The sequence below is a fragment of the Pseudomonas tremae genome (assembly GCF_023278125.1).
GTDB lineage: Bacteria > Pseudomonadota > Gammaproteobacteria > Pseudomonadales > Pseudomonadaceae > Aquipseudomonas > Aquipseudomonas tremae.
On the sequence record NZ_CP066270.1, the window covers coordinates 5450195 to 5470070 of the forward strand.

General features: G+C 57.0%; 29 protein-coding genes. 12 read left to right on the forward strand and 17 right to left on the reverse strand.

Annotated features, from left to right (window positions below):
- Window positions 1-21: 21 nt before the first annotated feature.
- The 12 genes from I9H09_RS24540 to I9H09_RS24595 form a co-directional block, all read right to left on the reverse strand.
- The gene (locus tag I9H09_RS24540; protein ID WP_236502478.1) at window positions 22-501 is read right to left on the reverse strand and encodes a lysis system i-spanin subunit Rz; all 480 of its coding nucleotides are present in this window, start codon (window positions 499-501) and stop codon (window positions 22-24) included.
- Window positions 498-1025 carry a lysozyme gene (locus tag I9H09_RS24545; protein ID WP_236502479.1) on the reverse strand — a complete coding sequence of 176 codons (528 nt, stop codon included), beginning with the start codon at window positions 1023-1025 and terminating at the stop codon, window positions 498-500. Before I9H09_RS24545 ends, I9H09_RS24540 begins: the two co-directional genes overlap by 4 nt.
- Entirely contained in the window at window positions 1022-1228 is a 207-nt protein-coding gene (locus I9H09_RS24550) for a hypothetical protein (protein WP_024670943.1), read from the reverse strand. Before I9H09_RS24550 ends, I9H09_RS24545 begins: the two co-directional genes overlap by 4 nt.
- Window positions 1225-1437, reverse strand: a complete 213-nt coding sequence (locus tag I9H09_RS24555; RefSeq protein ID WP_236502480.1) for a TraR/DksA family transcriptional regulator — start codon at window positions 1435-1437, stop codon at window positions 1225-1227. The genes I9H09_RS24550 and I9H09_RS24555 overlap by 4 nt, the downstream gene beginning before the upstream one ends.
- On the reverse strand, window positions 1437-1889 hold the full coding sequence (locus I9H09_RS24560; protein WP_003342306.1) for a phage protein: 453 nt from the start codon (window positions 1887-1889) through the stop codon (window positions 1437-1439). The genes I9H09_RS24555 and I9H09_RS24560 overlap by 1 nt, the downstream gene beginning before the upstream one ends.
- 3 nt (window positions 1890-1892) lie before the next feature.
- Complete coding sequence (locus I9H09_RS24565; protein ID WP_236502481.1) at window positions 1893-3005, reverse strand: DUF2586 domain-containing protein; 1113 nt, start codon at window positions 3003-3005, stop codon at window positions 1893-1895.
- Window positions 3006-3019: 14 nt separating this feature from the next.
- Window positions 3020-3688, reverse strand: a complete 669-nt coding sequence (locus tag I9H09_RS24570) for a phage virion morphogenesis family protein (RefSeq protein ID WP_055002628.1) — start codon at window positions 3686-3688, stop codon at window positions 3020-3022.
- Window positions 3678-4121, reverse strand: a complete 444-nt coding sequence (locus tag I9H09_RS24575; RefSeq protein ID WP_044422694.1) for a phage tail protein — start codon at window positions 4119-4121, stop codon at window positions 3678-3680. The genes I9H09_RS24570 and I9H09_RS24575 overlap by 11 nt, the downstream gene beginning before the upstream one ends.
- Window positions 4118-4579: a head completion/stabilization protein gene (locus tag I9H09_RS24580; RefSeq protein ID WP_236502482.1), complete on the reverse strand. Its 462-nt coding sequence runs from the start codon at window positions 4577-4579 to the stop codon at window positions 4118-4120. Before I9H09_RS24580 ends, I9H09_RS24575 begins: the two co-directional genes overlap by 4 nt.
- A 100-nt stretch (window positions 4580-4679) precedes the next feature.
- Window positions 4680-5402, reverse strand: coding sequence for a phage terminase small subunit (gene gpM, locus I9H09_RS24585; RefSeq protein WP_236502483.1), 723 nt, complete (start codon window positions 5400-5402; stop codon window positions 4680-4682).
- Window positions 5399-6421 (reverse strand): phage major capsid protein, P2 family, encoded by a 1023-nt coding sequence (locus tag I9H09_RS24590; protein ID WP_236502484.1) that lies wholly within the window; start codon window positions 6419-6421, stop codon window positions 5399-5401. The genes gpM and I9H09_RS24590 overlap by 4 nt, the downstream gene beginning before the upstream one ends.
- Before the next feature lies 1 nt (window position 6422).
- Complete coding sequence (locus tag I9H09_RS24595) at window positions 6423-7346, reverse strand: GPO family capsid scaffolding protein (protein ID WP_236502485.1); 924 nt, start codon at window positions 7344-7346, stop codon at window positions 6423-6425.
- Window positions 7347-7507: 161 nt separating this feature from the next.
- Between I9H09_RS24595 and I9H09_RS24600 the strand changes: the two genes are divergently transcribed.
- From I9H09_RS24600 to I9H09_RS24610, 3 genes are all read left to right on the forward strand, one after another.
- Window positions 7508-9562, forward strand: coding sequence for a terminase large subunit domain-containing protein (locus I9H09_RS24600; protein WP_236502486.1), 2055 nt, complete (start codon window positions 7508-7510; stop codon window positions 9560-9562).
- Window positions 9489-10340 carry a phage portal protein gene (locus I9H09_RS24605; RefSeq protein ID WP_236502493.1) on the forward strand — a complete coding sequence of 284 codons (852 nt, stop codon included), beginning with the start codon at window positions 9489-9491 and terminating at the stop codon, window positions 10338-10340. Before I9H09_RS24600 ends, I9H09_RS24605 begins: the two co-directional genes overlap by 74 nt.
- A gap of 75 nt (window positions 10341-10415) precedes the next feature.
- On the forward strand, window positions 10416-10676 hold the full coding sequence (locus tag I9H09_RS24610; RefSeq protein WP_057426302.1) for an ogr/Delta-like zinc finger family protein: 261 nt from the start codon (window positions 10416-10418) through the stop codon (window positions 10674-10676).
- Between the two features lie 64 nt (window positions 10677-10740).
- Here I9H09_RS24610 and I9H09_RS24615 read toward each other — a convergent pair whose 3' ends face one another.
- Window positions 10741-10926, reverse strand: coding sequence for a hypothetical protein (locus tag I9H09_RS24615; protein ID WP_057426303.1), 186 nt, complete (start codon window positions 10924-10926; stop codon window positions 10741-10743).
- A gap of 101 nt (window positions 10927-11027) precedes the next feature.
- Window positions 11028-11396: a helix-turn-helix domain-containing protein gene (locus I9H09_RS24620; RefSeq protein ID WP_236502487.1), complete on the reverse strand. Its 369-nt coding sequence runs from the start codon at window positions 11394-11396 to the stop codon at window positions 11028-11030.
- A gap of 87 nt (window positions 11397-11483) precedes the next feature.
- Here I9H09_RS24620 and I9H09_RS24625 point away from each other — a divergent pair, with 87 nt between their 5' ends.
- The 9 genes from I9H09_RS24625 (at window position 11484) to I9H09_RS24665 (ending at window position 17710) form a co-directional block, all read left to right on the forward strand.
- Window positions 11484-11684, forward strand: a complete 201-nt coding sequence (locus I9H09_RS24625) for a DNA-binding protein (RefSeq protein ID WP_057426304.1) — start codon at window positions 11484-11486, stop codon at window positions 11682-11684.
- 29 nt (window positions 11685-11713) lie between these two features.
- Window positions 11714-12193, forward strand: coding sequence for a YmfL family putative regulatory protein (locus tag I9H09_RS24630; RefSeq protein WP_283108492.1), 480 nt, complete (start codon window positions 11714-11716; stop codon window positions 12191-12193).
- Window positions 12190-12552 carry a hypothetical protein gene (locus tag I9H09_RS24635; RefSeq protein ID WP_236502489.1) on the forward strand — a complete coding sequence of 121 codons (363 nt, stop codon included), beginning with the start codon at window positions 12190-12192 and terminating at the stop codon, window positions 12550-12552. Before I9H09_RS24630 ends, I9H09_RS24635 begins: the two co-directional genes overlap by 4 nt.
- 69 nt (window positions 12553-12621) lie before the next feature.
- On the forward strand, window positions 12622-12861 hold the full coding sequence (locus tag I9H09_RS24640; protein ID WP_236502490.1) for a hypothetical protein: 240 nt from the start codon (window positions 12622-12624) through the stop codon (window positions 12859-12861).
- A complete protein-coding gene (locus I9H09_RS24645) occupies window positions 12858-15551 on the forward strand; it encodes a toprim domain-containing protein (protein WP_236502491.1) in 2694 nt (897 codons plus the stop codon). The genes I9H09_RS24640 and I9H09_RS24645 overlap by 4 nt, the downstream gene beginning before the upstream one ends.
- A gap of 19 nt (window positions 15552-15570) precedes the next feature.
- On the forward strand, window positions 15571-15969 hold the full coding sequence (locus I9H09_RS24650) for a hypothetical protein (protein WP_235668778.1): 399 nt from the start codon (window positions 15571-15573) through the stop codon (window positions 15967-15969).
- A gap of 72 nt (window positions 15970-16041) precedes the next feature.
- Window positions 16042-16275 carry a hypothetical protein gene (locus I9H09_RS24655; RefSeq protein WP_024670924.1) on the forward strand — a complete coding sequence of 78 codons (234 nt, stop codon included), beginning with the start codon at window positions 16042-16044 and terminating at the stop codon, window positions 16273-16275.
- A gap of 77 nt (window positions 16276-16352) precedes the next feature.
- Window positions 16353-16565 (forward strand): hypothetical protein, encoded by a 213-nt coding sequence (locus I9H09_RS24660; RefSeq protein ID WP_024670923.1) that lies wholly within the window; start codon window positions 16353-16355, stop codon window positions 16563-16565.
- Window positions 16562-17710, forward strand: coding sequence for a site-specific integrase (locus tag I9H09_RS24665; RefSeq protein ID WP_024691070.1), 1149 nt, complete (start codon window positions 16562-16564; stop codon window positions 17708-17710). The genes I9H09_RS24660 and I9H09_RS24665 overlap by 4 nt, the downstream gene beginning before the upstream one ends.
- A 147-nt stretch (window positions 17711-17857) precedes the next feature.
- On the opposite strand, the gene I9H09_RS24670 is transcribed toward I9H09_RS24665, so the two are convergent.
- From I9H09_RS24670 to I9H09_RS24680, 3 genes are read right to left on the reverse strand one after another with little or no spacing between them, the layout of a single operon-like run.
- Window positions 17858-18199, reverse strand: a complete 342-nt coding sequence (locus tag I9H09_RS24670; RefSeq protein WP_236502492.1) for a hypothetical protein — start codon at window positions 18197-18199, stop codon at window positions 17858-17860.
- A 40-nt stretch (window positions 18200-18239) separates the two neighbouring features.
- Complete coding sequence (locus I9H09_RS24675) at window positions 18240-19085, reverse strand: RNase A-like domain-containing protein (protein ID WP_053486733.1); 846 nt, start codon at window positions 19083-19085, stop codon at window positions 18240-18242.
- A gap of 12 nt (window positions 19086-19097) precedes the next feature.
- Window positions 19098-19592, reverse strand: a complete 495-nt coding sequence (locus I9H09_RS24680) for an Hcp family type VI secretion system effector (RefSeq protein WP_024691073.1) — start codon at window positions 19590-19592, stop codon at window positions 19098-19100.
- Between the last annotated feature and the right edge of the window lie 284 nt (window positions 19593-19876).

The window sequence follows — 19876 nt, forward strand, 5'->3', positions numbered from 1 at the left end:
GTAAGGTTGAGTTGCAAAGGTTCAGGGTTGTGCCGGCGTGCGTTGCACGACCTGGCGGATGTAGTCCTGCAGGCCGAGGATCATTTGCCGGCTGAGGGCAAGCTCGTCTCTGAGGGTGAAATAATCCGATCGAGCGTCTGCTGCGAGTTCGGCGCTGCCTGCATCAGCCAGGCCGGCGGTGCCGGCGGCACCGGGCATTGCGGGGCAGACAGCTTTGATGCGCAGCCGGTAACTGCCATCAGCAACAGCAAGCTGCAGAGTGTTGATTTGAGCGCGGGCACGGTTCAGTTCCTCGGTGTGGTGGGTATCGAGTTGGTCCCGCGCTGCCAACTGAACGCGGGCCAGGCGCGCTGCCTCTCGCTCGGTGTGCAGATCTGCAGTGGCGTCGACCAAATCAGCGCGGGCAGCAACGAGCTGGTTGCCCTGGTACTCGAAAGCGCACCAGGTCAGCAGACCGACCACCAGCAAAAACAGGGCAAGGCGCAGCGGGCTGACGGTCATTTCAGGCAAAGCCTCATTTCGGCCAGCCGGCGGTTGTGCAGGCCACGAACAAAGGTCTTGCGACCATTGGCACCAATCACATAGCTCCAGGCCGGCGTGGTGCCATCGGAGGCAAACGCCAACGCCTTGCAACCCTCGGCAACACGGCCTGCGTTAATCAGGCCCACGGCGCGGCTCGCGCACGTCGTCGGCACGCCGAAGTTGTGGCCGTGACTGCTTAACGCGTCGAACGTGTTCTGCCCAATCGTCTGATTGGTCAGGCAGTCGGCCAGGCTCATCTGGCCCTTGGCGACAACCAGCTCTTCCACCTCGGCGCAGCGCGAGTCAGACCAGTAATCACCCACCACGACCGCATCCGGGCTGGTATGGCGCGTGATGCCTTTGCAGACCGTGGGCAGACCGCCGGCCAGCTTGTCGGCGTACACCACGTTCTGGCCGTTGCCTTCCCATGTCCCCAGGAACGCAGTCAACGTGCCGCTGCAGAGCAGCAGCAAGCCTGCGGTGATCTTGACGCGCAGGCTCATGGCTTGACCCTCCAGTCCCGCAGCATCTGGCGGTATTTGGGGACCAGCAACACGATCTGCAGCACCATGTAAAAAGCGGTCAGCATGTAGGCCACTGCCGACCAGTCGACAGCACCGGTTGCGCCCGTGGCGGCAACGCCGATGGCAGGCGATGCTTTCACCAGGGCAATGGCGGTGTCCTGGGCGGCCTGGCTCGTACTCATGAGCGCCCCCCTTTTTCGTCCAGGCTCTGGCAAGGCACGCAACGGGTCATGCCGCCGAGCGCCTGGCGCGCCAATGGGATCTCCTTGTCGCAGTCCACACAATGGGTGAGGCTTGGCCCGCTCGCTCGCGGCTTGGCCAGCTGGGCAGCAATGGCCTGGTCGCGTTGACGCTGCTCCAGAGCCTGCGCACGATCGAACGGGCAGACCATTACGTCAGGCCCTCGATCTCAGCAGCCGCCAGGTATGGCACGCCGTTGATCTTGATGAAGTCCGGGCTGGTGACGTCGAACGGCACCTTGTGGGTGTTTTTCGCCCCGCCCTTCGGATCGATGCTCAGCAGGCTGGAAACGCGGACCTTGCAACCGAACGCCTCGATGCGCAGTTCCTCTTCGCCGGCCTTGGCAAAGAAGACGATGTCGAACGGCTCCAGCTCGCGGAAACTGCCCGCAGTCTTGGCCTGTTCGATCAGCAGATTGAAGTTGGTGGTGTCCAGCTCCAGTTCGCCGGCTGCAGCGACATCGCCGTCGACGTGCCCGTTGGGCACACCCTTGGTCTGAGCCACGGTGCTGTTGTCCGTGATGTCGATGGTGCCGGCCTCGACGTGAACGAGCAGATCGCCCAGGTTCACGTCGAAGTTCTTACCGCCAATTTTTGCGGCCATGGGTTACTCCGAATCCGTAACGGAAAGGTCCAGCGCGATGTTCGCGGTCAGGTCTTTCGGGCAGTTGAGGGGGCGCAGCTTGAGGTAGGCCACGACAGAGGTTTTGCTCGTCCAGGTCAGCACGATGTCGCCGTCCTTGGGCTGCTCGATCTCGCCCGGAAATACCTGGCCGGCGAATTTGGTGGACTTGGCCATCGCGCGCAGCGGGGCCATCAGCTTGGACGTGGTGGTCGCCATGCTGTTGGCCGAACTGTTCAGAGTGCGATCGCCCACATAGCGGATCAGCAGAGCGCGCACGCGGCGGGCTGCCTTGTCCACGACACGCAGGTTCTCAATCACCTGGAAGTCACTGCCGGGGGTATCCAGCAGGTTGCCGTCGCCCCAGTAGGTGCCCGGATAGTCCGGGTAGGTCTGCGGGACAGAAAGACGCGCTGCGTCGAGCTGCGAAAGCACCGCAGTGCTCAGCGGAATGCCGTCCATGTCCTTGGGTTCAGCGCCCAAGCCCAGGATCGCGCCGGTGGCCACGCGCATGGGGGTGTCGGCAATGCTCACGGCGGCATTGGCCAGTCGACCGGCCAGCACGCCCAGGTTGTTGCCGTGCAGTTGCGGTACCGGCAGAACGCGAGGCGCAGCCAGGCCGTCGACAATGGCTTTCTGCTCGACGACGTAAGCGCTCCAGCTCAGCTGCGGAGCAATGCCGGCAGTGGCGGCCAGCACGAAGACGCGGCGGCCCAGCTTGTTGCTCAGGTCGTTGGCCGCGACGTGCATCGCTGAAAGCTCGGCCTGTTTGGTCACCGGGTTGACGATCACCACCGCCTCGAAAGAATAACTGCGGGTCGCGCTCTCAAGCGCCTGTTGCCAGGTGGTTTCGCCTGCGATCGGAGCGGCGATGCAGGCCCAGCGATCGCCGCCGTTGCTGCGTGCTGCCAGGATCTGGGTTTTCAGGTCGCTGTCCGCAATGCCCAGCTGGACGTCCAGATCACTTTGGGTGTCCAACGGGACCAGCTTGCCGACGTTCTTGGCGGCGGGACCGATGAATAGGAAATAGCGTTCGATCTCGCTCACGGCACCCTGGCCGAGGTTGAGATTGTTTACGCTGACTTTGCCGAGTGCCATAAAGCGGTGCCTCGTTAGCGGGGTGAATTAAGGATTTGTTGCAGCACCAGGTTCACCAGTTGGCTGGTTTCGCTGTCACTGGCACCGAGGAACTGACGCGCAGGCAGCTTGATGTCCCAGCTTTGCGCACCGGTGGATTCGGCTCGTTCGTTGTCCAGGACGCGGATCAGCAATCCCGCTCTGGCGTAGTTCAGGTGTTGCTGGATCCACGCCACGGATGGGCGGGTCAGCGTCTTTTTGCCTTCCTGGCGGGTTTTGAAACCCAGACGACGCAGGCTCTTGGCCTGCTTTTCGGTAGCGGCAGTGCCAGGCGGAACCTTGTTCCACTGGCGCATCTGCGCAGCGGTGCGCCGTTCGGACACGCCGTTGTGTTGCTGTGAAGCAACCCAGCGGGTCAGCGTGTTACGCCAGCCCAGCTCCGCTTCGGTGCCAGTCAGGCGGGTGACATCGAGCAACTTGCCCAGGCCGGCTTCCATCTTCTTCTTGCCCTTGGACGTGTCCTTGCGGGCCGCGAACGAGGAGCCGTCCAGGTTCTGCTGATTGCGGATCCGCTGGCGGCTAAGGCTGCGCACGCGCTTGGCGACGTTGTTCAGCAGACGTCTACGCTTGGGGGTCGGAAGCTCCATCAAAGCCAGCAGGTCCTGGGCTTCGAGCATGCCGCGAATGTCCAGATCAAAGGCCATGACCGGTCACCTCGCCGCTCTCAGCTACCCACAGTTCGAACGGTACGAACGACCAGGTACTGCCAAACGCCTCGATCTCCCCGGCAGGATCCTCGGCCAGGTACTGCGCTTCGGTGAACTGCAGCTTGATGTCGACGTCGGCCAGGTCGTTGTCGAGCATGACCACGTCGAACACCACGTTTGGCAGACCGTCACGGTCCTGGTCGTGGGTTTCCAGCCAGCTGCCAACCAAGGCGAACAAGCGAGCCGGGTGATCCGCGAATCGCTCGATCGAGATGGTCGCGCCGTAATTCATGTCACCCATGTGCATGCCTTGGGTGTCAGGTTTCCAGATCAGCTCCACCTGCACCTGGTCGGTCCAGCTGTCGAGCTGCTCAGGGGCAACCAATTGGCGTTCGAGCAGGTAGGCGGTCAACGCCTTGAGCTTGATCACAGCAACGCCGCCGTGATGCGGCCACGGCCCTGCAGCGAGCGCACCGCAGCCTGACTGAACGCGAGGAAGGTTTCGGACCGCTCTGGCAGTTCCTTGCCCACGTTTTCTGCGCTTTCGCGACGATTGACCGTGGCGAACTGAGTCAGCAAGCTGGCTTTGGCCCGGCTGTAGACGGCACGCTTATACGTCGCCGCTTGAAAGGTGCTCTCTGGCAGGATGGTGGTGTCTGCGGACTCAACGTTGGACACGCCAGCGCCCTGCCAGCGCGCTTTTAACTTGGCCAGGTCGGTATTGACCTCGACCATGGCCATGTTCAGATCGGCGGCCAGCATCTCTACCAGGTACTCCGCCGGCAGGCGGTAACCCTTCTGAAACTCGGTCACAGAGAGATCAGGCCAAAAGCCGTCGTTCTCGATCGCTTGTTCCACAAAGGTGGTGGGTTTCCCGGAAAAGCTCATTGCTGGCCGCTCAAATAGGGGCGGGAAAACTGTTTCAGTGGGTCAGGGCCATAAATGGTTGGCTCACATCCACAATTTCTCGCCGGGGGGGGGTAGTCGGTTATTCGGTGCCGTTGCCGGCGTTTTCGTTGGCTTGCGCCTTGGCCAGCGCCTTGCGGCAGTCAGACAGGCGTGTCCCTACGCCGATGCTTTCGTAGAGCTGTTCGGCTCGTTCGAAGTGGTGAATAGCGACAGGCCAGTCCTTGCGATGCAGCGCGATCATCCCCAGCAACTTGTGGTAACGAGCCGGAATGCGCTCATACAGCTGCCACTCGCCATCCACGCGGGGCAGCAAGTTGGAGACGTAAGGTTCAGGGCTGCGCCTGGCCTTGAATTCAGCCTCGGCCCAATAGATCACCTCGTCTGCAACAAAGGTCGGAATGTCACGGTTGAAGCGCTCAGGCAGTGCCTGCCCTTGAGACATGGCGAAATCGGCCAGCTCCAGGCCCTGGGTAAACTGCTCGGTGTCGAACAGCCAAATCAGGACGTACACCAACACAGAGTTCGGGAAATTCAATTCCGAATCGCGATACCGCTGTACGTACTCCAGGTATTTGGGCAGCAGCTCGTCACGCTTGAGCAACTGGCGCAGCGAGTGGCTGTTGATCGCGCTGATGCGCTCCAGATCGCCCGCCAGCGCGTCTTCCATCAACTTCAAGTGCTTGCGTGCATTGGCAGGGCTGGACATCGCGGTGTCTGCTGAATAAGCCATTGGGGCACCGGCGATCGCAGCCGCTGGGCCTTCTGCGATCAAGCGGCGTTTGTGCGCCAGTGCCAGGCTCATGCTTTCACCAGTTCGACGTTTTCAGTCATGGCGAACTTTTCCAGCTGCTCGATCACATAGCCTTCGTTACGGCTGTTGTAATCCTCGACGCGGGAGCGCTTCGGGTTATCGATGGTTTGCTTGCGCCAGCTGGAATCCTGGAAGTAGATCGACAAGTTGTCGAAGCTGGTGACCACGACGGCGTTGACCGGGAAGAACGGCACGCTGAAGCTCGGCAGACCGCCATAGGTCGCGATGACCTGAGCGTCTTCGATGCGTTCTTTCTCGGTTGGCAGATCGCCTTGTTTGGCGTACAGCTTGGCTTTGTCAGCCGCCAGCAGGTCACTGCCGATGATTGCGATCAGATCGCCGCCATCGCGAACGCGCTCGTCGACCATCTGCTTGGTGTCATGCACCAGAGCGTCCAGGTTGGCGTAGTCGCCACCCTCACCCAGCCTGACCTTGCCCGCTTCCAAGCCTTGGCTCAGAACCTGTTCAGGGATCTGCTCACGAGCGATCTGCAACCAGCCCTTGTTCACATCCTGCAGCATCGGGAATTCAGTGAGGTTGGTCTGCGGCGCGGCTTTGAGACCGTGGAAACCGATCATCAGACGGTCGAGTGCGATCTGCTTCTGCACGGCAGCGGAGTAACGCTGTTGGAAGTCCGGGAACTTGGCCCAGGCGTCGATCTTGGCGTAAGGCAGACTGACGTCAGATTCGGTTGAATACAGCTCGTACTGGTTGTCATCCAGCGCCGATGCGTCCTTGGCTTCGCGATCGGTGGTCTTGGTGTTGGTGCGACCGGTCACCGGACCAGAGACACCCAGGAATACCTTTTGACCCTTGATCTCGGTCACGCCGATGACGTTGATGCGCTGCAGGAAATCGGACTTGTGGGTGATCGCCTCGTTGAGTTCCTGGGCAATCGACGGCTCGACGCTGAACGTCTTGCTGGCCAGCTCGACGCCGTAGGATTCAGCCAGGGAAACCTGCAGGGCCGCGAACATCTTCGCGCCGTATGCGCTCAGTGACTGGGCCATGTCAGAGTACCCGCTTCGGTTTAGGGTCAGCGGCACCGGTGGTGCGTGACAGGTGGCGGCCATCCGGCTTGTCCAGCAAGGCGCTGAACTGAGCCTGCAGCTTGTTCATGCCGGCCAGCACTGCAGCGTTGGTTGGGCCTTTGCGGCTCAACTGCTTTTCTTCTTCGGCGGTGGCCACGATGTCATCGACTGCCGTCTGCACGTCATCGATCGGAGCCTGATCAGGTTCAGGTGTGGCTTCTGCGAAACTGTCGATCAGTGCCTGAATGCCGGCGGCGACGATCAGTTGCTGTTCGATCAAGGCCTGCAGCGCTTTGGCTGTAGCTTCATCCATTGGGGGTTTGCTCTCGGTAGGGGTTTGCGGGGTGGTTTCGGCTGGCACCTCTTCAATGCCAAAGCGCTTGAACAGGCCGGTGAACAAGCTGAATAACTTGGCTACGTCGCCCTGCGGCTCTTCCTCTTTCAGCGGGCCGATCTCTACAGCCGCCGCGTAATGCACGGGCTTGCCGGTCTTGCGGGAGAAATAGAGTTCTTGGGTGCCCAGGCTCGCAGGCGAGTCGGTGACGGCCAGACCGGTCAGATAGGCCTTGCCGGTGGTGGCAAAGTCCGGGGTGATCTCGATGCTGGTGAAGAGCTTTTCACCCTGGTCATTGAGCCAAAGCAGCTTGTCGTTAGGTTTCAACTGCGCTTCGAGTGCGACCTGACCAGGTGCTAAACCGTCGACGTCCTCGATCAGGCGCACGGCAAACACGGTGCCGTAGGAGCCTGGCCAGCGGTCATGTTCGGACCAGATGGTGGCCGTGTAAGTGGCGGTGCTGTACGTCTCGGCGATGTCACGCAGTTCCTGGGGCGTGATAACGCGACCATCGACGGTAGGACCGCTGGTGGCGACGCGTTTCCAGAAGCTGACAAGGGAACGGGGCATGGGAAGAACTGCGCTCATCGGTAAGTTGAGGCCCCAAGATAGGGAGCCGCAACGCCTCCAACAAACGGTTTACTTTCGCGTTTCTCCGATATTCGATTTATAGGAGAAACGCGAAATTTAACTGCACGTTTTCCGCCTTTTCGCCGCATAGACTGCGGCCCATGTACTATTCAACCGAAGTCAAAGAAGCCGCCAAACGTTTGTTTCTGCGCCGTCACAAGGCCAAGGAAATTCAGGCGCAATTGAACCTGCCCAACATTCGGATCGTGTATCACTGGATCCGCGTCGGTGGCTGGGAAGACATGCTGACGGACGAAGAACCGCTGACCGCCGTCAGCCGGCGGATCACTTTGCTTCTGGAGAAAACCGAGTCGCTGACCAAAGGCGACCTGGACGAACTGGACAGGTTGACGACCGTTCGCGAGCGGCTGGCCAAGCAGTGCGCAAAGCCTGCTGCTGCGCCGGTACGCGATGAACAGGATGACGATGGCCGTCGCCGCGATGATCAACGTGGCGAGCGCCGCGAGCGTGGCAAGCGAGACGGCAAGAAGCGGGAAAAGAAGGTCAAGAACGATGTCAGCGAGCTGCGCGAAGTAGACTTTCTCGACAAGTTCATCAGCAAAATGTACGGCTACCAGAAAGAGCTGTTCGCCGCGAAACAGAACCCGCTGACGGCCAGGATCCGGAACATCCTCAAAAGCCGCCAGGTGGGCCTGACATACTACTTCGCCGGCGAAGCCTTCATGGATGCGGTGCTGACCGGCGATAACCAGGTGTTCCTGTCGGCCAGTCGCGCCCAGTCCGAGATTTTCCGCAGCTACATCATCGCCTTTGCCCAGGCGTGGTTTGGCCTGGAGCTGACCGGCAACCCGATCGTACTTAGCAAGGACGGCAAGCCCTGGGCCGAGCTGCGCTTTCTCAGTACCAACAGCAGCACTGCGCAGGGTCACCATGGCCATGTGTACGTTGACGAATATTTTTGGATCCGCGACTTCGAGAAACTGAACACCGTGGCCAGCGCCATGGCGACCCATAAGAAGTGGCGCAAAACCTATTTTTCTACGCCAAGCGCCGTATCGCATCAGGCGTACCCGTTCTGGCAGGGTGAGAAATTCCGCAACAGCAAGCGCAAGAACGCGAAGGAGCCATGGCCGAGCGATAAGCAAATATCGGCGGGCGCGCTGTGTCCGGACGGCCAGTGGCGGAAGGTCATAACCATCCTGGACGCGATCGCTGGCGGCTGCGATCTGTTCGACCTCGAGCAGCTGCAGCTGGAGTACGACGACGACAAATTCCAGCAGCTGTTCATGTGCAAATTCATCGACAGCAGCCAAAGCGCGTTTTCCCTGGCCGATCTGGAGCGCTGCTATTCGGACCTGTCTCTGTGGGCCGACTTCGACCCGGACGATCCGCGCCCGTATGGCAACAGCCCGGTCTGGATCGGTTACGACCCGAGCCGGACACGCGACGATGCGACGTGCGTGGTCATCGCACCGCCGCTGGAGAACGGCGGCAAGTTCCGGATCCTGGAGAAGTACAGCTGGCGGGGCCAGTCTTTCAAGTACCAGGCCGAGCAGGTCAAGAAGCTGACCGAGCGGTTCAACGTCCAGCACATCGGGATCGACACAACCGGCATCGGCTATGGCGTGTTCGATCTGGTGCGCGACTTCTACCCTCGCGCTACCTCGATCCATTACAGCCTGGAAACGAAGAACCTTCTGGTACTCAAGGCGCAGGACACCATTCAAGGCAGCCGTATCGAATGGGACGCCGGCTGGAACGATATCGCCCAGGCTTTCCTGACGATCAAGCGCGGCACGACCGCCAGCGGCCAGGTCACCTACAGCGCGTCCCGCACCGACGCCACCGGTCACGCAGACGTAGCCTGGGCGGTCATGCACGCCCTGCAGTACGAACCCCTCAACACGAACAAGCTGCGACGCAGTCGCTACGCACTCACTGGATCAAGTCCCAATGGCAAAACCCAAAACCCTGCAGCAGGAAAAGCCGGCGCAACGGCCCATGCGAGCGTTCACATTTGGAGCGCCGGAATCCGTGCTGACCGACAATATCGCTCAGTACCTGGGCGTGTTTCCCAGCGACGACGGACGCATCTATACGCCGCCAGTGTCCCGCAGGGGCCTGGCAAGACTGCTCAAGGCAAACGCGCACCACGGCGCGATACCAGGGTTCAAGCGCAATCTGCTGCTGCGTGAGTTCATCCCTTCAGCCGGACTGACGGTGGCCGATATGAGTCGGGCGGCGCTGGACTTCATGGTCTTCGGCGAAGCGTACTTCTATCGGGTGCCCAATATGCTCGGCCAGATCCTTGAGCTGCGACACCTGCCCGCTATCAACATGCGGGTAAAGGTCGACGGTGGTTTTGCTCAGCTGGAACAGAATGGTCAGCAAACGGAGTTTGACGCTGACGAGATCGAACATGTTCTCAACTACGACGTCGAGCAGAACATTTACGGCGTGCCTGAGTACCTGGGCGGTCTGCAGGCGTTGCTGCTTAACGAAGCCGCAACGCTGTTCCGCCGGCGCTACTACAGCAACGGCGCACATGCTGGTTACATCTTCTACACCAACGACCCGAACCTGACCGAGGAGGACGAAGAGGAGTTGCGCGCCCAGATCACAGCCAGCAAGGGTGTGGGCAACTTCCGTTCGATGTTCGTCAACATTCCGGGCGGTTCCGAGAAGGCCATTCAGATCATCCCGGTGGGTGATTTTCAAGCCAAGGACGAGTTGGAGAAAGTGAAAAACATCACCCGCAATGACGTAATCGCAGCCTGGCGCATGAACCCCGCATTGGCAGGGATCATCCCCGAGAACAGTGGCGGGTTCGGCGATATCGAAAAGATTGATCGCGTGTACACCAGCAACGAAATCAGGCCGATCTGTCAGCTGTTTGACCAAGCCAACTCAACATTACGGGAAGACAGGCGGTTCGCCTGGAAATCAGTGCCGGATACATCTGTAACGGCCTGATATGACCGAAAGCACAGATAATGCCATTAGAGATATGGCAAAATAGTAGCCATAGGATGGCCCTGGGGAGGGAACATGCGAATTTATTGCACAACATGCGGGCACAAGGGACGAATCAGTTCACGGGAGGAAGTGACCAGGGCGTATGTAAAGTTGTACTGCCAATGCCTTGATGCAAAGTGCGGTCACACATGGGTGGCCAACTTGATGTTTTCGCACACGCTCAGGCCGTCCGGGCAGCAGCTGGACGTGATGCTGTTCGACCGGCTACGTGATCTGACACCTGACAAGCAAAAGGAATTGTTTGAGCAGTTGGGTATGCAGGCAGTAGCTTGATGGGTCGCCAACGTTGTGTCGGCGATCCATCAACGCCTAGCCGGAATTAATCTCCAACCCGCAATTAGATCGATGCTTGCTCTTGCTCAAGGATCGCTAACCCGGAGGTGAGGCGCAGGAGCTGCTGTTGATCCCGCTCTGATATACGCCGATGAAGCTCGATCAAAAGCCGCTCTTTGGGGCTGATGATCATCCACCCGTGCTCAGAATCAACTGCGCAATTATTTTCCATTTCGACGTGATCCAACATACGGACCGCTCCTTTCTATAAATTTCGGAGCGGACGTAGACGCTGTGTTTCGGGATAGGAAAACGCTGCTAGACATATTTTTGAACAGATATTTGAGATGCTTATTTCTTGTCTCTTTCAGCTACCGCACCTAGCGCGTCAACCATTCGAAGCACTGTTTCTTGGTCATGGGGGGGCAAAGCTCTCAGGCGTACCAAAAGGGTGGCTTCGCTTCCGGATATGCCTGTCACGGTTGGGGCGCTTCTTATACCCGTTACGACATACAGGACGTCGAGGCCAATGCTGTGGAGGGCCTTTAAATAGCCGGTATCTGGACGTCGTTCATTTCGCTCATAACTTCCCTGAGTATTACGGGTCACGCCGCCAATTTCGGCCATTTCCTCCTGCTTCAGGCCCAAACGATTCCTTTCTTCACGCAGGCATTCTCCCGCGCTCAAATCCGAGAATTCTCCCGAAGACAAATTTTTCAAACATAAGACCCTTTACAAGACAAATTAACTGGTCATAATCGGCACTGTACGAACACCAACACACACCAACGCACACGAGCCAACACTATGCCCGCCACTCTCACACCCGAGCAAGCCCGTGAGTCCCTTGATCGTCGAGGCGAAAGCATTGCGGAGTTCAGCAGGAAGCATGAATTGAACAAGAATTTGGTTAGCGACCTTTTAAACGGCCGCAAAAAAGGTCGCCGAGGGGAGGCACATCGCGCCGCGGTTTTGCTAGGTATCAAAGACGGTGTGATCGCACAGTAATGGCGCAGATCAGCAGGGAAAAGCAGAACATGAAAAGTCCAGTTCTAAAGACACGCCGCGAAGTAGTTAGCGCGATCATCTGTAGTTATCCAGGCGGACGTGAATGCGCTGCAGCTCGGATCGGTTTGGCCTTGAAGAAATTCGATAATCACGCCTACGAGAACAACAACAGCCGGCCACTAACAGATGCGCAGTTGCTTCAGCTTGAGCAAGAGGCCTGCACACAACATCTTCCCAACTATATCGCGTCATTGTACGGCGGTCTGTTTGTTCCCGTACCTGACCCCGAAACAAATGACAACGTCGAGATGTACACGCTATCGGTCAATGTTGCTGCAAAGCGCGGATGCGTCGACCAAGAGATTGCCAAGGCACTTGCAGACGGTTGCATCAATAAGGCTGAGGCAGAGCACATCTTGAGCGCCCACAACCTGCACATGGCAGCGCGTCATGCGGAAGTATTGGCAGCGATAGATCTGTACCGCGCCAAATCAGGGACCGAAAAATGAACAACGTATCAGCTGATATGGATTATCAAGAAACCATTCGCGCTGCAGCTCAGGCATTTATTGAGCGCCATCAAGGCGAACACCTCGGCGATCTTGGCCAACTGCTTGGTCGAGCGACCGACCACCTGGTTGAAAGCCTTGAGGTAAAGGAGCCACTCGCTAACCATCTAGTTCACCAGGCCTACAGCAACGTGTTGGCTGTGAACGGTCGGCAGCGTATCGATCTGCAGGCGAGCGCAGAAATGACAGTAGTGATCAGTGATCCCGTCAGGGGACTCGCTTGGTCTGTCCCTGTTCACCTGATCTACGAACACCTGATCGCTGCCGGCTACGGCAAACCCGTCTCCCCCGCTACTTAAACACCCCAAACATTGCCTGCCCCACAACCGTGGGTATGGGTGAGCTGCGCCCAAATTCGAGGTTTCAAGATGGGAGACGCCGTGCTTATCACCACTCAACTGCCCCCAGCAGAGGCAAAAGCGCTGCTGGATGCCCTGCGTGAGCAGTACCGCTTGAGTCTCAATGAATACTGGTATGACGATCAATTCCGCTTCGTCGCGGACGGTCAGCGTCACGGTGCAATTCTCGCCCATATACCAGTTATGGCAGCGCAAAAACGCCTTATGGCAGCCCTGAGCCAAAGCCTCAAAGCAGTGAAGCATTCATGAGAGACGATCTACGCCACAACGTTTTGCAGCGCATTCAATCCGACTACGGCTTGAAGCTCCGCGAATCGACCAACTATATGCGCGGCGGCACTTGCCCCAAGTGCAATAAGAAGGAGCTATACACACGCTTCGACAGTCCGTGGCAGTTGATCTGTGGCAGGCAGGAGAAATGTGGTCACACCCTGCACGTCAAAGAGATTTACGACGATCTGTTCGAGGACTGGAGCAAACGCGCCCCTGCTACCGATAGCGCACCTACAGCAACGGCAAGGGCCTACATGGAGTTTGCGCGCAGCTTCGACATGTCACTGATCACCGGCTGGTTCACGCAGGAGACTTACTTTTCCTCACACCATGACGCTGGTAGCGCCACAGTGCGTTTCGCGCTGGATAAAGGCGGCTACTGGGAGCGGCTGATAGATCGCCCTGCCCGGTTCGGCAAGATGAAGGCGCGTTTTAAACCAGGTGAAAGTTACAAGGGCGTCTGGTGGTGTCCGCCGTGTGTCGAGTTGCTGGACGTGAAAGAGCTATGGATTGTTGAAGGGATCTTCGATGCCATCGCACTGGTGCATAACGGCGTGGCAGCCGTATCAGCGATGTCGTCCAACGCCTTCCCTAACGAGTCATTGAAGCGCCTTGCCAAAGAGCGTGAAGGGAAGCTGCCGAAGCTGGTGTGGGCATTGGACAATGAGCCAGGCGCACACGCTTATACCAAGCGCTGGGTTCGCCAGGCGCGTGAGCTGGGTTTTAGCTGCGAAGCGGCTCAAATCCCGCAGCGTGACGGTCGCAAGGTCGACTGGAACGATCTGCACCAGCGCTGGTGGGCAATCGACGAAGCTGACAAGAAGGCAGAGCAGATCCAGAAGGATCTGACGGTTGCGAGGCATAACGGTGCCCTGCTGATCGCCGACAACGCAACGGAAAAAGCGTTGGTGCTTTTCGACTGGAAGCGCCGTAGCGAATTTCATCTTGAATTTGGAAACCGCCTCTACTGGTTCAAGCTCGACTTGGAGAAATTCAACCGGGCCATGCAAGACCTTGAGGACAGCGAGCATCAGGACGATCAGTTACTGAACGACAAGCAACGCCGGGCGAAGGCCATGCAGCAGTGCGGAGCAATACAGCGGATCGCGACCTGCAACCCCAAAGCACTGTACTACCAGGAAAATAAGCTGACCGACGAGTCCTGGTACTACTTCCGGATAACGTTTGCCCACGACGCTGCGCCAATCAAAAACACCTTTACCAGCTCGCAGATCGCCTCGTCCGCCGAGTTTAAAAAACGTCTGCTCGGGATTGCTCCCGGCGGGATGTTCACCGGCACCACGCAGCAACTGGACGCATTCATTGAAGAGCAGACAAATGCGCTCAAGACCGTGCAGACGATCGACTTCACCGGCTACACCCGCGAACACGGTGCCTACGTTTACGGCGACGTGGCCGTGCGCGACGGCAAGGTTTACAAACTGAACGAGGAAGACTTTTTCGACATGGAGAAACTGAGCATTAAAACGCTCAGCCAATCCGTCATGCTGAATATCAACACCGACCTGAACAAGTTCACCACGCGCTGGCTCGACATTCTGTGGCAGTGCTTTGGAGCCAAGGGGATCGTTGTTCTGGCTTACTGGCTGGGGGCATTGTTCGCGGAGCAGATCCGGCAACACCAGAAAAGCTACCTATTCCTCGAGGTGGTAGGCGAAGCCGGAGCCGGTAAGTCCACGCTCATCGAGTTTCTGTGGAAGCTACTCGGTCGCCTCGACTACGAAGGGTTCGACCCTTCCAAGGGCACACCAGTTGCCCGCGCACGTAACTTCGCCCAAGTCGGCAACCTGCCAGTGGTACTGATCGAATCCGAACGAGAAAAGACCGACGGCAGCGCCACGAAGCAATACGACTGGGACGAGCTGAAAACCGCTTACAACGGACGGAGCGTCCGCTCGACCGGCGTCAAGAATAACGGCAACGACACTCGGGAACCGCCGTTCCGTGGAGCCTTTGTATTTGCACAGAACCATGCCGTTAACGCTTCGGAACCCATCCTGCAGCGGATCGCCCACGTAGGCATGACCAAGGACGGTCAAACAGCCAAAACCAAACTGCTGGTGGAAGAGCTCGAGCAGATGCCCGTCGACAAGGTGAGCGGCTTTCTATTGATGGCGACAACCCGGGAAGCGCAAGTGATGCAAACCGTGAAAGCGGGTGTGCCGATCTACGAGCAGCGGCTGCTGCAGCTTCCCGAGATACGCACGGTGCGTATCGCCAAGAACCACGCCCAGTTGCACGCGCTGGTCGACGCGCTGGTGCATGTCGTCCCGCTGCAGCAACACCAGGTCGATGCCGCCCATGCCGAGGTACAAAGCATGGCCAAAGAGCGACAGCTGGCAATCAATGCCGATCACCCGATGGTCGTTGAGTTTTGGGAGCTTTACGAATACCTCAACAGTCATGCCGGCGCACTGAATCACTCCCGCAATGAGGGGCTGATTGCCGTCAACCTGAACGACTTCGCGGAAGCGGCTGCAAACAAACGGCAGAAAGTCCCGGATCTGGCCGAACTCAAACGTCGCCTGAAAACCAGCAAGTGCCCGAAGTTCATCGAGACGAACCGCAACGTGTGTTCGTCCTGGGATATCGACGCCGCTGATAAACCGAAAACCGTCCGATGCTGGATTTTCCAAGCTGCCTGATCACCGCCCAGAGGAAGCAATGATGCGTGAAGAAGAGAAGCAATGTCTCGAACAGCAACTGAACGTTAAAACGTTCGCAGAGCTGATGTTCCACAAGATCGATGCAAAGCAAATGGGCCATGACGGTACATGCTTCGTTAATAAGACGGTTCAACTGGTATTCGAAGCATATCTGGAGGGGCTGACACCGAACCCGGCGCGTGTATTAGGTCAGCAGCTTTACGCGGAAATTAAAGCAACAAGCAAGTACGCCTCCCAGATCGGCTGGATGCAGGCTGGAAAAGACTATCCGTTCCCGGTGAGATTTGAACCTGATCCGGCGGGCTACATCGTTAAGGGCGGTGTAGGGGGATGCTACCGAGTAGAGGACGTCGACCTGATGTTCAAAATCGATGGGGGCTATTACCGAATTAACTGACATTAGCGATTTAAGCAAACAGTACTGGAGAGTTGCAGCTCTCCAGTACCCACTACAACTAGGAGTACGACAATGCAGACGGAACACCTAAGCAGCAGCCTTTCGAAGGCTAGCACACCCTCCCGAAACCTGCTGATTATCGCCATGATCGGCACGGCACTGATCGGCTACCAGGTTCACAAAACTCAGGATGCACGCGGTCGGCTAGTGGGTCTGGCCAGCTTGGCGCAGGTCCAAGGCGATTTGACCGCGAGCGACTTGGATGTGCTGGCGCAGATTCTCGCCACCCCTACCCCCAGTAATTGAGCCGCCAGGTTCTGGCTTTTAGCACCAGGGCGAAGCGATACACTTCCCCTGGTTGCTGCTTCCTGCAGAGAGCAAACATGAATTCCCCAACAAACAATGTCCTCACCTTTGAGGACCTGCAGCGCATCACCGGCTACCAGCGCCGCTCCGACGTCGAACGCTCGTTGATCACTCAGGGCATACGTATGTTCCGAGGCCGCACTGGCCCTTGGACAACGCTGGATCTCATTCACCATGCTGCAGGCATGGAGTCCGTAACCTCAGAGCGCTATGACACCAACATCCTATGAGGAAAGCGCGTAAGCGGAAGCACAATCCGCACATTCCCCCACACATAGATCAGGCCGCTCTTCCAGCGGCCATCTACTTTGATCATCGCAACGCCGGCGTCTGGTACACGTTGCATTACGACGAGACCGGCAAACAGCGTCGGCGTAACGTAGCACCAGGTGACGTGACCCTTGCCGAGCTGCATCAGATCATGGAGCAAACCTCGGGCGTCGACCAAGGCACCTTACGTTACGTCTGTGCGCAGTTTCACCAGAGCGATCGCTACAAAAAGCTCAGTCTCAAAACTCACCACGACTATTGCTATTCGCGGGACGTTCTGCTGAGCATCCCGACCCGGCTGGGCAAGCCATTGGGAGATCTGCTGGTGAAGAAATTCACGGCAGCATTGATCCAGCGGATTGTTGATCGCTTAGCCGACGAGGGCACGCCGTCCAAAGCGGCGCATGTGCTGAGATACCTCCGACGGGTGCTGCAGTGGGGCCGCAATCGGGGCTATCTAGACAGCAACCCCGCGCAGGGCATCGAAGCGCCTGTGGAGCGCAAGCGTCGACGTTTGCCGGAACACCTGGTTATGGAGACGCTGGTCGACCGCGCTCTGGCGTTCGGTCGCTTGGCCAGAAACGAGAAAGGCGGCTGCCCGGAGTACCTTAGCTACGTCATGGAGATTGGTTATCTGTGCCGTTTACGGGGCATCGAGACAATCACGCTGACCGATGCTCATGAACTGGCCGAAGGGATAATGACCAATAGGCGCAAAGGCAGCCGGGACAATATTGTCCGCTGGACACCGCGTCTGCGGGCAGCATGGGAAGGAGCAAAGGCATATAGAGCCAAGGTATGGGCCAGCAAATCAACGGTCGTTCCGATTCGGCCCGATCGGCGCTACATTGTTGTTGCCAGCCATGGGGGAGCCTTACGCAAGTCCAGTCTGGATACGGCTTGGCAACGGTTTATCACCTCAGCCATCGAAGACGGGACCATCATGGCCGAACAGCGCTTCGGGCTGCATGACCTGAAGCGGCGTGGTATCACCGACACTGTCGGCAACCGAGCGGACAAGCAGGAGGCCAGCGGTCATCGGGACGGGGCAATGATGGACGTCTACGACCTCAGCGTCCCGCTGGTTAATGCATCTCAGACCTAGCGCAAGGCGTCAGACTTAGACCTGAAGCGCCATGACGCCAAGGCTTTCGGCAAATCGCCATGCCCTCGTCAAGCTGGCTTAAGTGCATGGCGCTTCGCGTGCAGCACCGACCTCATCGAGGTATTATTTGCAAATATTTAGATATGATCATTTAAACCCTAACCAGCCAAAATATTTAACAAAAAAAAATTTTCTTTTCTCTTCTACATGAGAATCTATTGATTGGAGTATATCACTAAAAAAAATATGCTCATCAACTCCAAATCTTTCAGGAATAAAAGAAAGGTCATACCATGACAGTATCTCATCAACTGAAAAATCGCCAGACCTTTGAAGCTTTATATAAGTCTCTATATCTTTTCTCAGCGAGCGGCTGGCGCAATAAGACTTATTTGACATCCATTTCTCGATCACCTCCTCGACGGTAAGTTGCCCAACTCTTTGGTCTTCAGGCAAATGATCAAGTATTCCATCACCCAACTCTTTCATAAAGCTTATCAACTCCATATATCCGCGCATTACAAAAACCTCAAGGAATCGGGAAGGCAGTAAGTATATACCTAGGCATGTGATTAAACTCTACAAACTCTATAATCACCCTCACCTTCGTCATGCTTACTGGGATATTTGGTGCTGAACGGTATATACCCCAACCTACCTCCTGCCCAGCATCAAAGTTCAGGACTAGTCGGTTGCTCTTACGAATAAATTGAGTTTTGGAGTACATCAGAATTCTGAGACGATTTGCTTTCAATGTTTGGCTTACTGCCCACTCTGCAATATCCATTTTTTCAAACGTGGACATTACAGTCGCCGACCTTACTTTTTTTAAGCGTTGCTGTAATCCGGGAATATCTTTTTGGAAATGATCCAGCAGTGTATGACCACCCGGGTCTTTCCTGGGCAGGTTTTTGGGTTTTTCACTAACCGCAACTGTCATTCTGCCAGCTCGTACCGAGGAAACTCGAAATGCGTTGTACATAGAAGCAGTAGTCAGGGGAACCACAAATTCAGTAGCTAGCCCAATAACCTGACCAGTTTCTCGGGAAGCCCCCAACGCCTCTGCCGCAGTCATCCCGGCTTTGAATGCATAAGAATCGGTTTGCTTTCCTGTTACAATCTGCGTTGATGCCGCTGAAAGCTGGTCAGATGCATGCACTCCCATTGCCACACAGCCAACTTTTGAAATCATCGTTGGCTCAGGTAATGCACACAAGACGCCCGAGCCGGCAAGTTCAATGATGCCGCCGACCAGTCGAAGGCTGCCAAATATACGGTTAGACATAATCTCAGCAGGCGTAAGAGACTCATGAGCGAGTATCGCCGCCATTTGGGCAAAATTGAGGATGACGCGAAAGCTTCCATCATCAGACATAAGTACGTTTCCTTACGCAAATGGCTTATTAGCGGTCCTGTCCCAGCCACCGGAAACGATACCCGCACTCCCACCATCAGCACGTCGCTGTTGTGAGTATTCAAATTTGATTCGGCCGTAATTTAAAGTCACAACTTCTACAGGAAAGCCAGATTGTTCTGCACCTTGCCCACTCACCAACGCAATCAGCACCTCTTCGAGCACTATGTCCAAGTACTTGAACTTTTCAGTTCCCGCCCGATGGATTCGGATGGTCACATTTTTGATGTGGGAGCCCCTGCAGCAAATCTCAAATAGCTTCGGTGTGGCTCTGTCTACATATTTGCTGATCTGAAAATCCCCGAGGGAAACGCCTCCTGCGGTCGCCCCACCACTGGAGCTGGCAGTCTGACTGATCGACTGCATCGCATCGTAGTGATAAGAAAGCAGCTCAATCCACCCCTTGTGTCCGTCGTCAAGAGACTCGCCCTCAACACCATCAACTTTCATAAAAGCATCAAAAGACATAATCGCAGCTCCTTGCTTTTCAAAATTTCGAAGGGAAATATTAGCTATGTTCTCTCGTGTTTTACCAGCGTCGAGTGCGCATGGTCTGATTGCACGTTGAGAGCTGGCCGCGTAGCTGGCTGACGCCCCCTAATTCCGTAGACACCATTTAGCCGTTTTTGGCCGCAACTGCCCCTTGACTGGGCCTTGCCCTAGTCGCCAGCGCTCTTAGTGCCACGTAATAACGCGCTACGACCCCACGCAGGTCACTGCCTCCACCTCATAGGCACGTAATAAAAAAACCT

Coding starts and splice junctions, on each gene's coding strand:
- I9H09_RS24540 (WP_236502478.1), bottom strand. CDS start 501: ATGACCGTCAGCCCGCTGCGCCTTGCCCTGTTTTTGCTGGTGGTCGGT.
- I9H09_RS24545 (WP_236502479.1), bottom strand. CDS start 1,025: ATGAGCCTGCGCGTCAAGATCACCGCAGGCTTGCTGCTGCTCTGCAGC.
- I9H09_RS24550 (WP_024670943.1), bottom strand. CDS start 1,228: ATGAGTACGAGCCAGGCCGCCCAGGACACCGCCATTGCCCTGGTGAAA.
- I9H09_RS24555 (WP_236502480.1), bottom strand. CDS start 1,437: ATGGTCTGCCCGTTCGATCGTGCGCAGGCTCTGGAGCAGCGTCAACGC.
- I9H09_RS24560 (WP_003342306.1), bottom strand. CDS start 1,889: ATGGCCGCAAAAATTGGCGGTAAGAACTTCGACGTGAACCTGGGCGAT.
- I9H09_RS24565 (WP_236502481.1), bottom strand. CDS start 3,005: ATGGCACTCGGCAAAGTCAGCGTAAACAATCTCAACCTCGGCCAGGGT.
- I9H09_RS24570 (WP_055002628.1), bottom strand. CDS start 3,688: ATGGCCTTTGATCTGGACATTCGCGGCATGCTCGAAGCCCAGGACCTG.
- I9H09_RS24580 (WP_236502482.1), bottom strand. CDS start 4,579: ATGAGCTTTTCCGGGAAACCCACCACCTTTGTGGAACAAGCGATCGAG.
- gpM (WP_236502483.1), bottom strand. CDS start 5,402: ATGAGCCTGGCACTGGCGCACAAACGCCGCTTGATCGCAGAAGGCCCA.
- I9H09_RS24590 (WP_236502484.1), bottom strand. CDS start 6,421: ATGGCCCAGTCACTGAGCGCATACGGCGCGAAGATGTTCGCGGCCCTG.
- I9H09_RS24595 (WP_236502485.1), bottom strand. CDS start 7,346: ATGCCCCGTTCCCTTGTCAGCTTCTGGAAACGCGTCGCCACCAGCGGT.
- I9H09_RS24600 (WP_236502486.1), top strand. CDS start 7,508: ATGTACTATTCAACCGAAGTCAAAGAAGCCGCCAAACGTTTGTTTCTG.
- I9H09_RS24610 (WP_057426302.1), top strand. CDS start 10,416: ATGCGAATTTATTGCACAACATGCGGGCACAAGGGACGAATCAGTTCA.
- I9H09_RS24615 (WP_057426303.1), bottom strand. CDS start 10,926: ATGTTGGATCACGTCGAAATGGAAAATAATTGCGCAGTTGATTCTGAG.
- I9H09_RS24625 (WP_057426304.1), top strand. CDS start 11,484: ATGCCCGCCACTCTCACACCCGAGCAAGCCCGTGAGTCCCTTGATCGT.
- I9H09_RS24630 (WP_283108492.1), top strand. CDS start 11,714: ATGAAAAGTCCAGTTCTAAAGACACGCCGCGAAGTAGTTAGCGCGATC.
- I9H09_RS24635 (WP_236502489.1), top strand. CDS start 12,190: ATGAACAACGTATCAGCTGATATGGATTATCAAGAAACCATTCGCGCT.
- I9H09_RS24640 (WP_236502490.1), top strand. CDS start 12,622: ATGGGAGACGCCGTGCTTATCACCACTCAACTGCCCCCAGCAGAGGCA.
- I9H09_RS24645 (WP_236502491.1), top strand. CDS start 12,858: ATGAGAGACGATCTACGCCACAACGTTTTGCAGCGCATTCAATCCGAC.
- I9H09_RS24650 (WP_235668778.1), top strand. CDS start 15,571: ATGATGCGTGAAGAAGAGAAGCAATGTCTCGAACAGCAACTGAACGTT.
- I9H09_RS24655 (WP_024670924.1), top strand. CDS start 16,042: ATGCAGACGGAACACCTAAGCAGCAGCCTTTCGAAGGCTAGCACACCC.
- I9H09_RS24660 (WP_024670923.1), top strand. CDS start 16,353: ATGAATTCCCCAACAAACAATGTCCTCACCTTTGAGGACCTGCAGCGC.
- I9H09_RS24665 (WP_024691070.1), top strand. CDS start 16,562: ATGAGGAAAGCGCGTAAGCGGAAGCACAATCCGCACATTCCCCCACAC.
- I9H09_RS24670 (WP_236502492.1), bottom strand. CDS start 18,199: ATGAAAGAGTTGGGTGATGGAATACTTGATCATTTGCCTGAAGACCAA.
- I9H09_RS24675 (WP_053486733.1), bottom strand. CDS start 19,085: ATGTCTGATGATGGAAGCTTTCGCGTCATCCTCAATTTTGCCCAAATG.
- I9H09_RS24680 (WP_024691073.1), bottom strand. CDS start 19,592: ATGTCTTTTGATGCTTTTATGAAAGTTGATGGTGTTGAGGGCGAGTCT.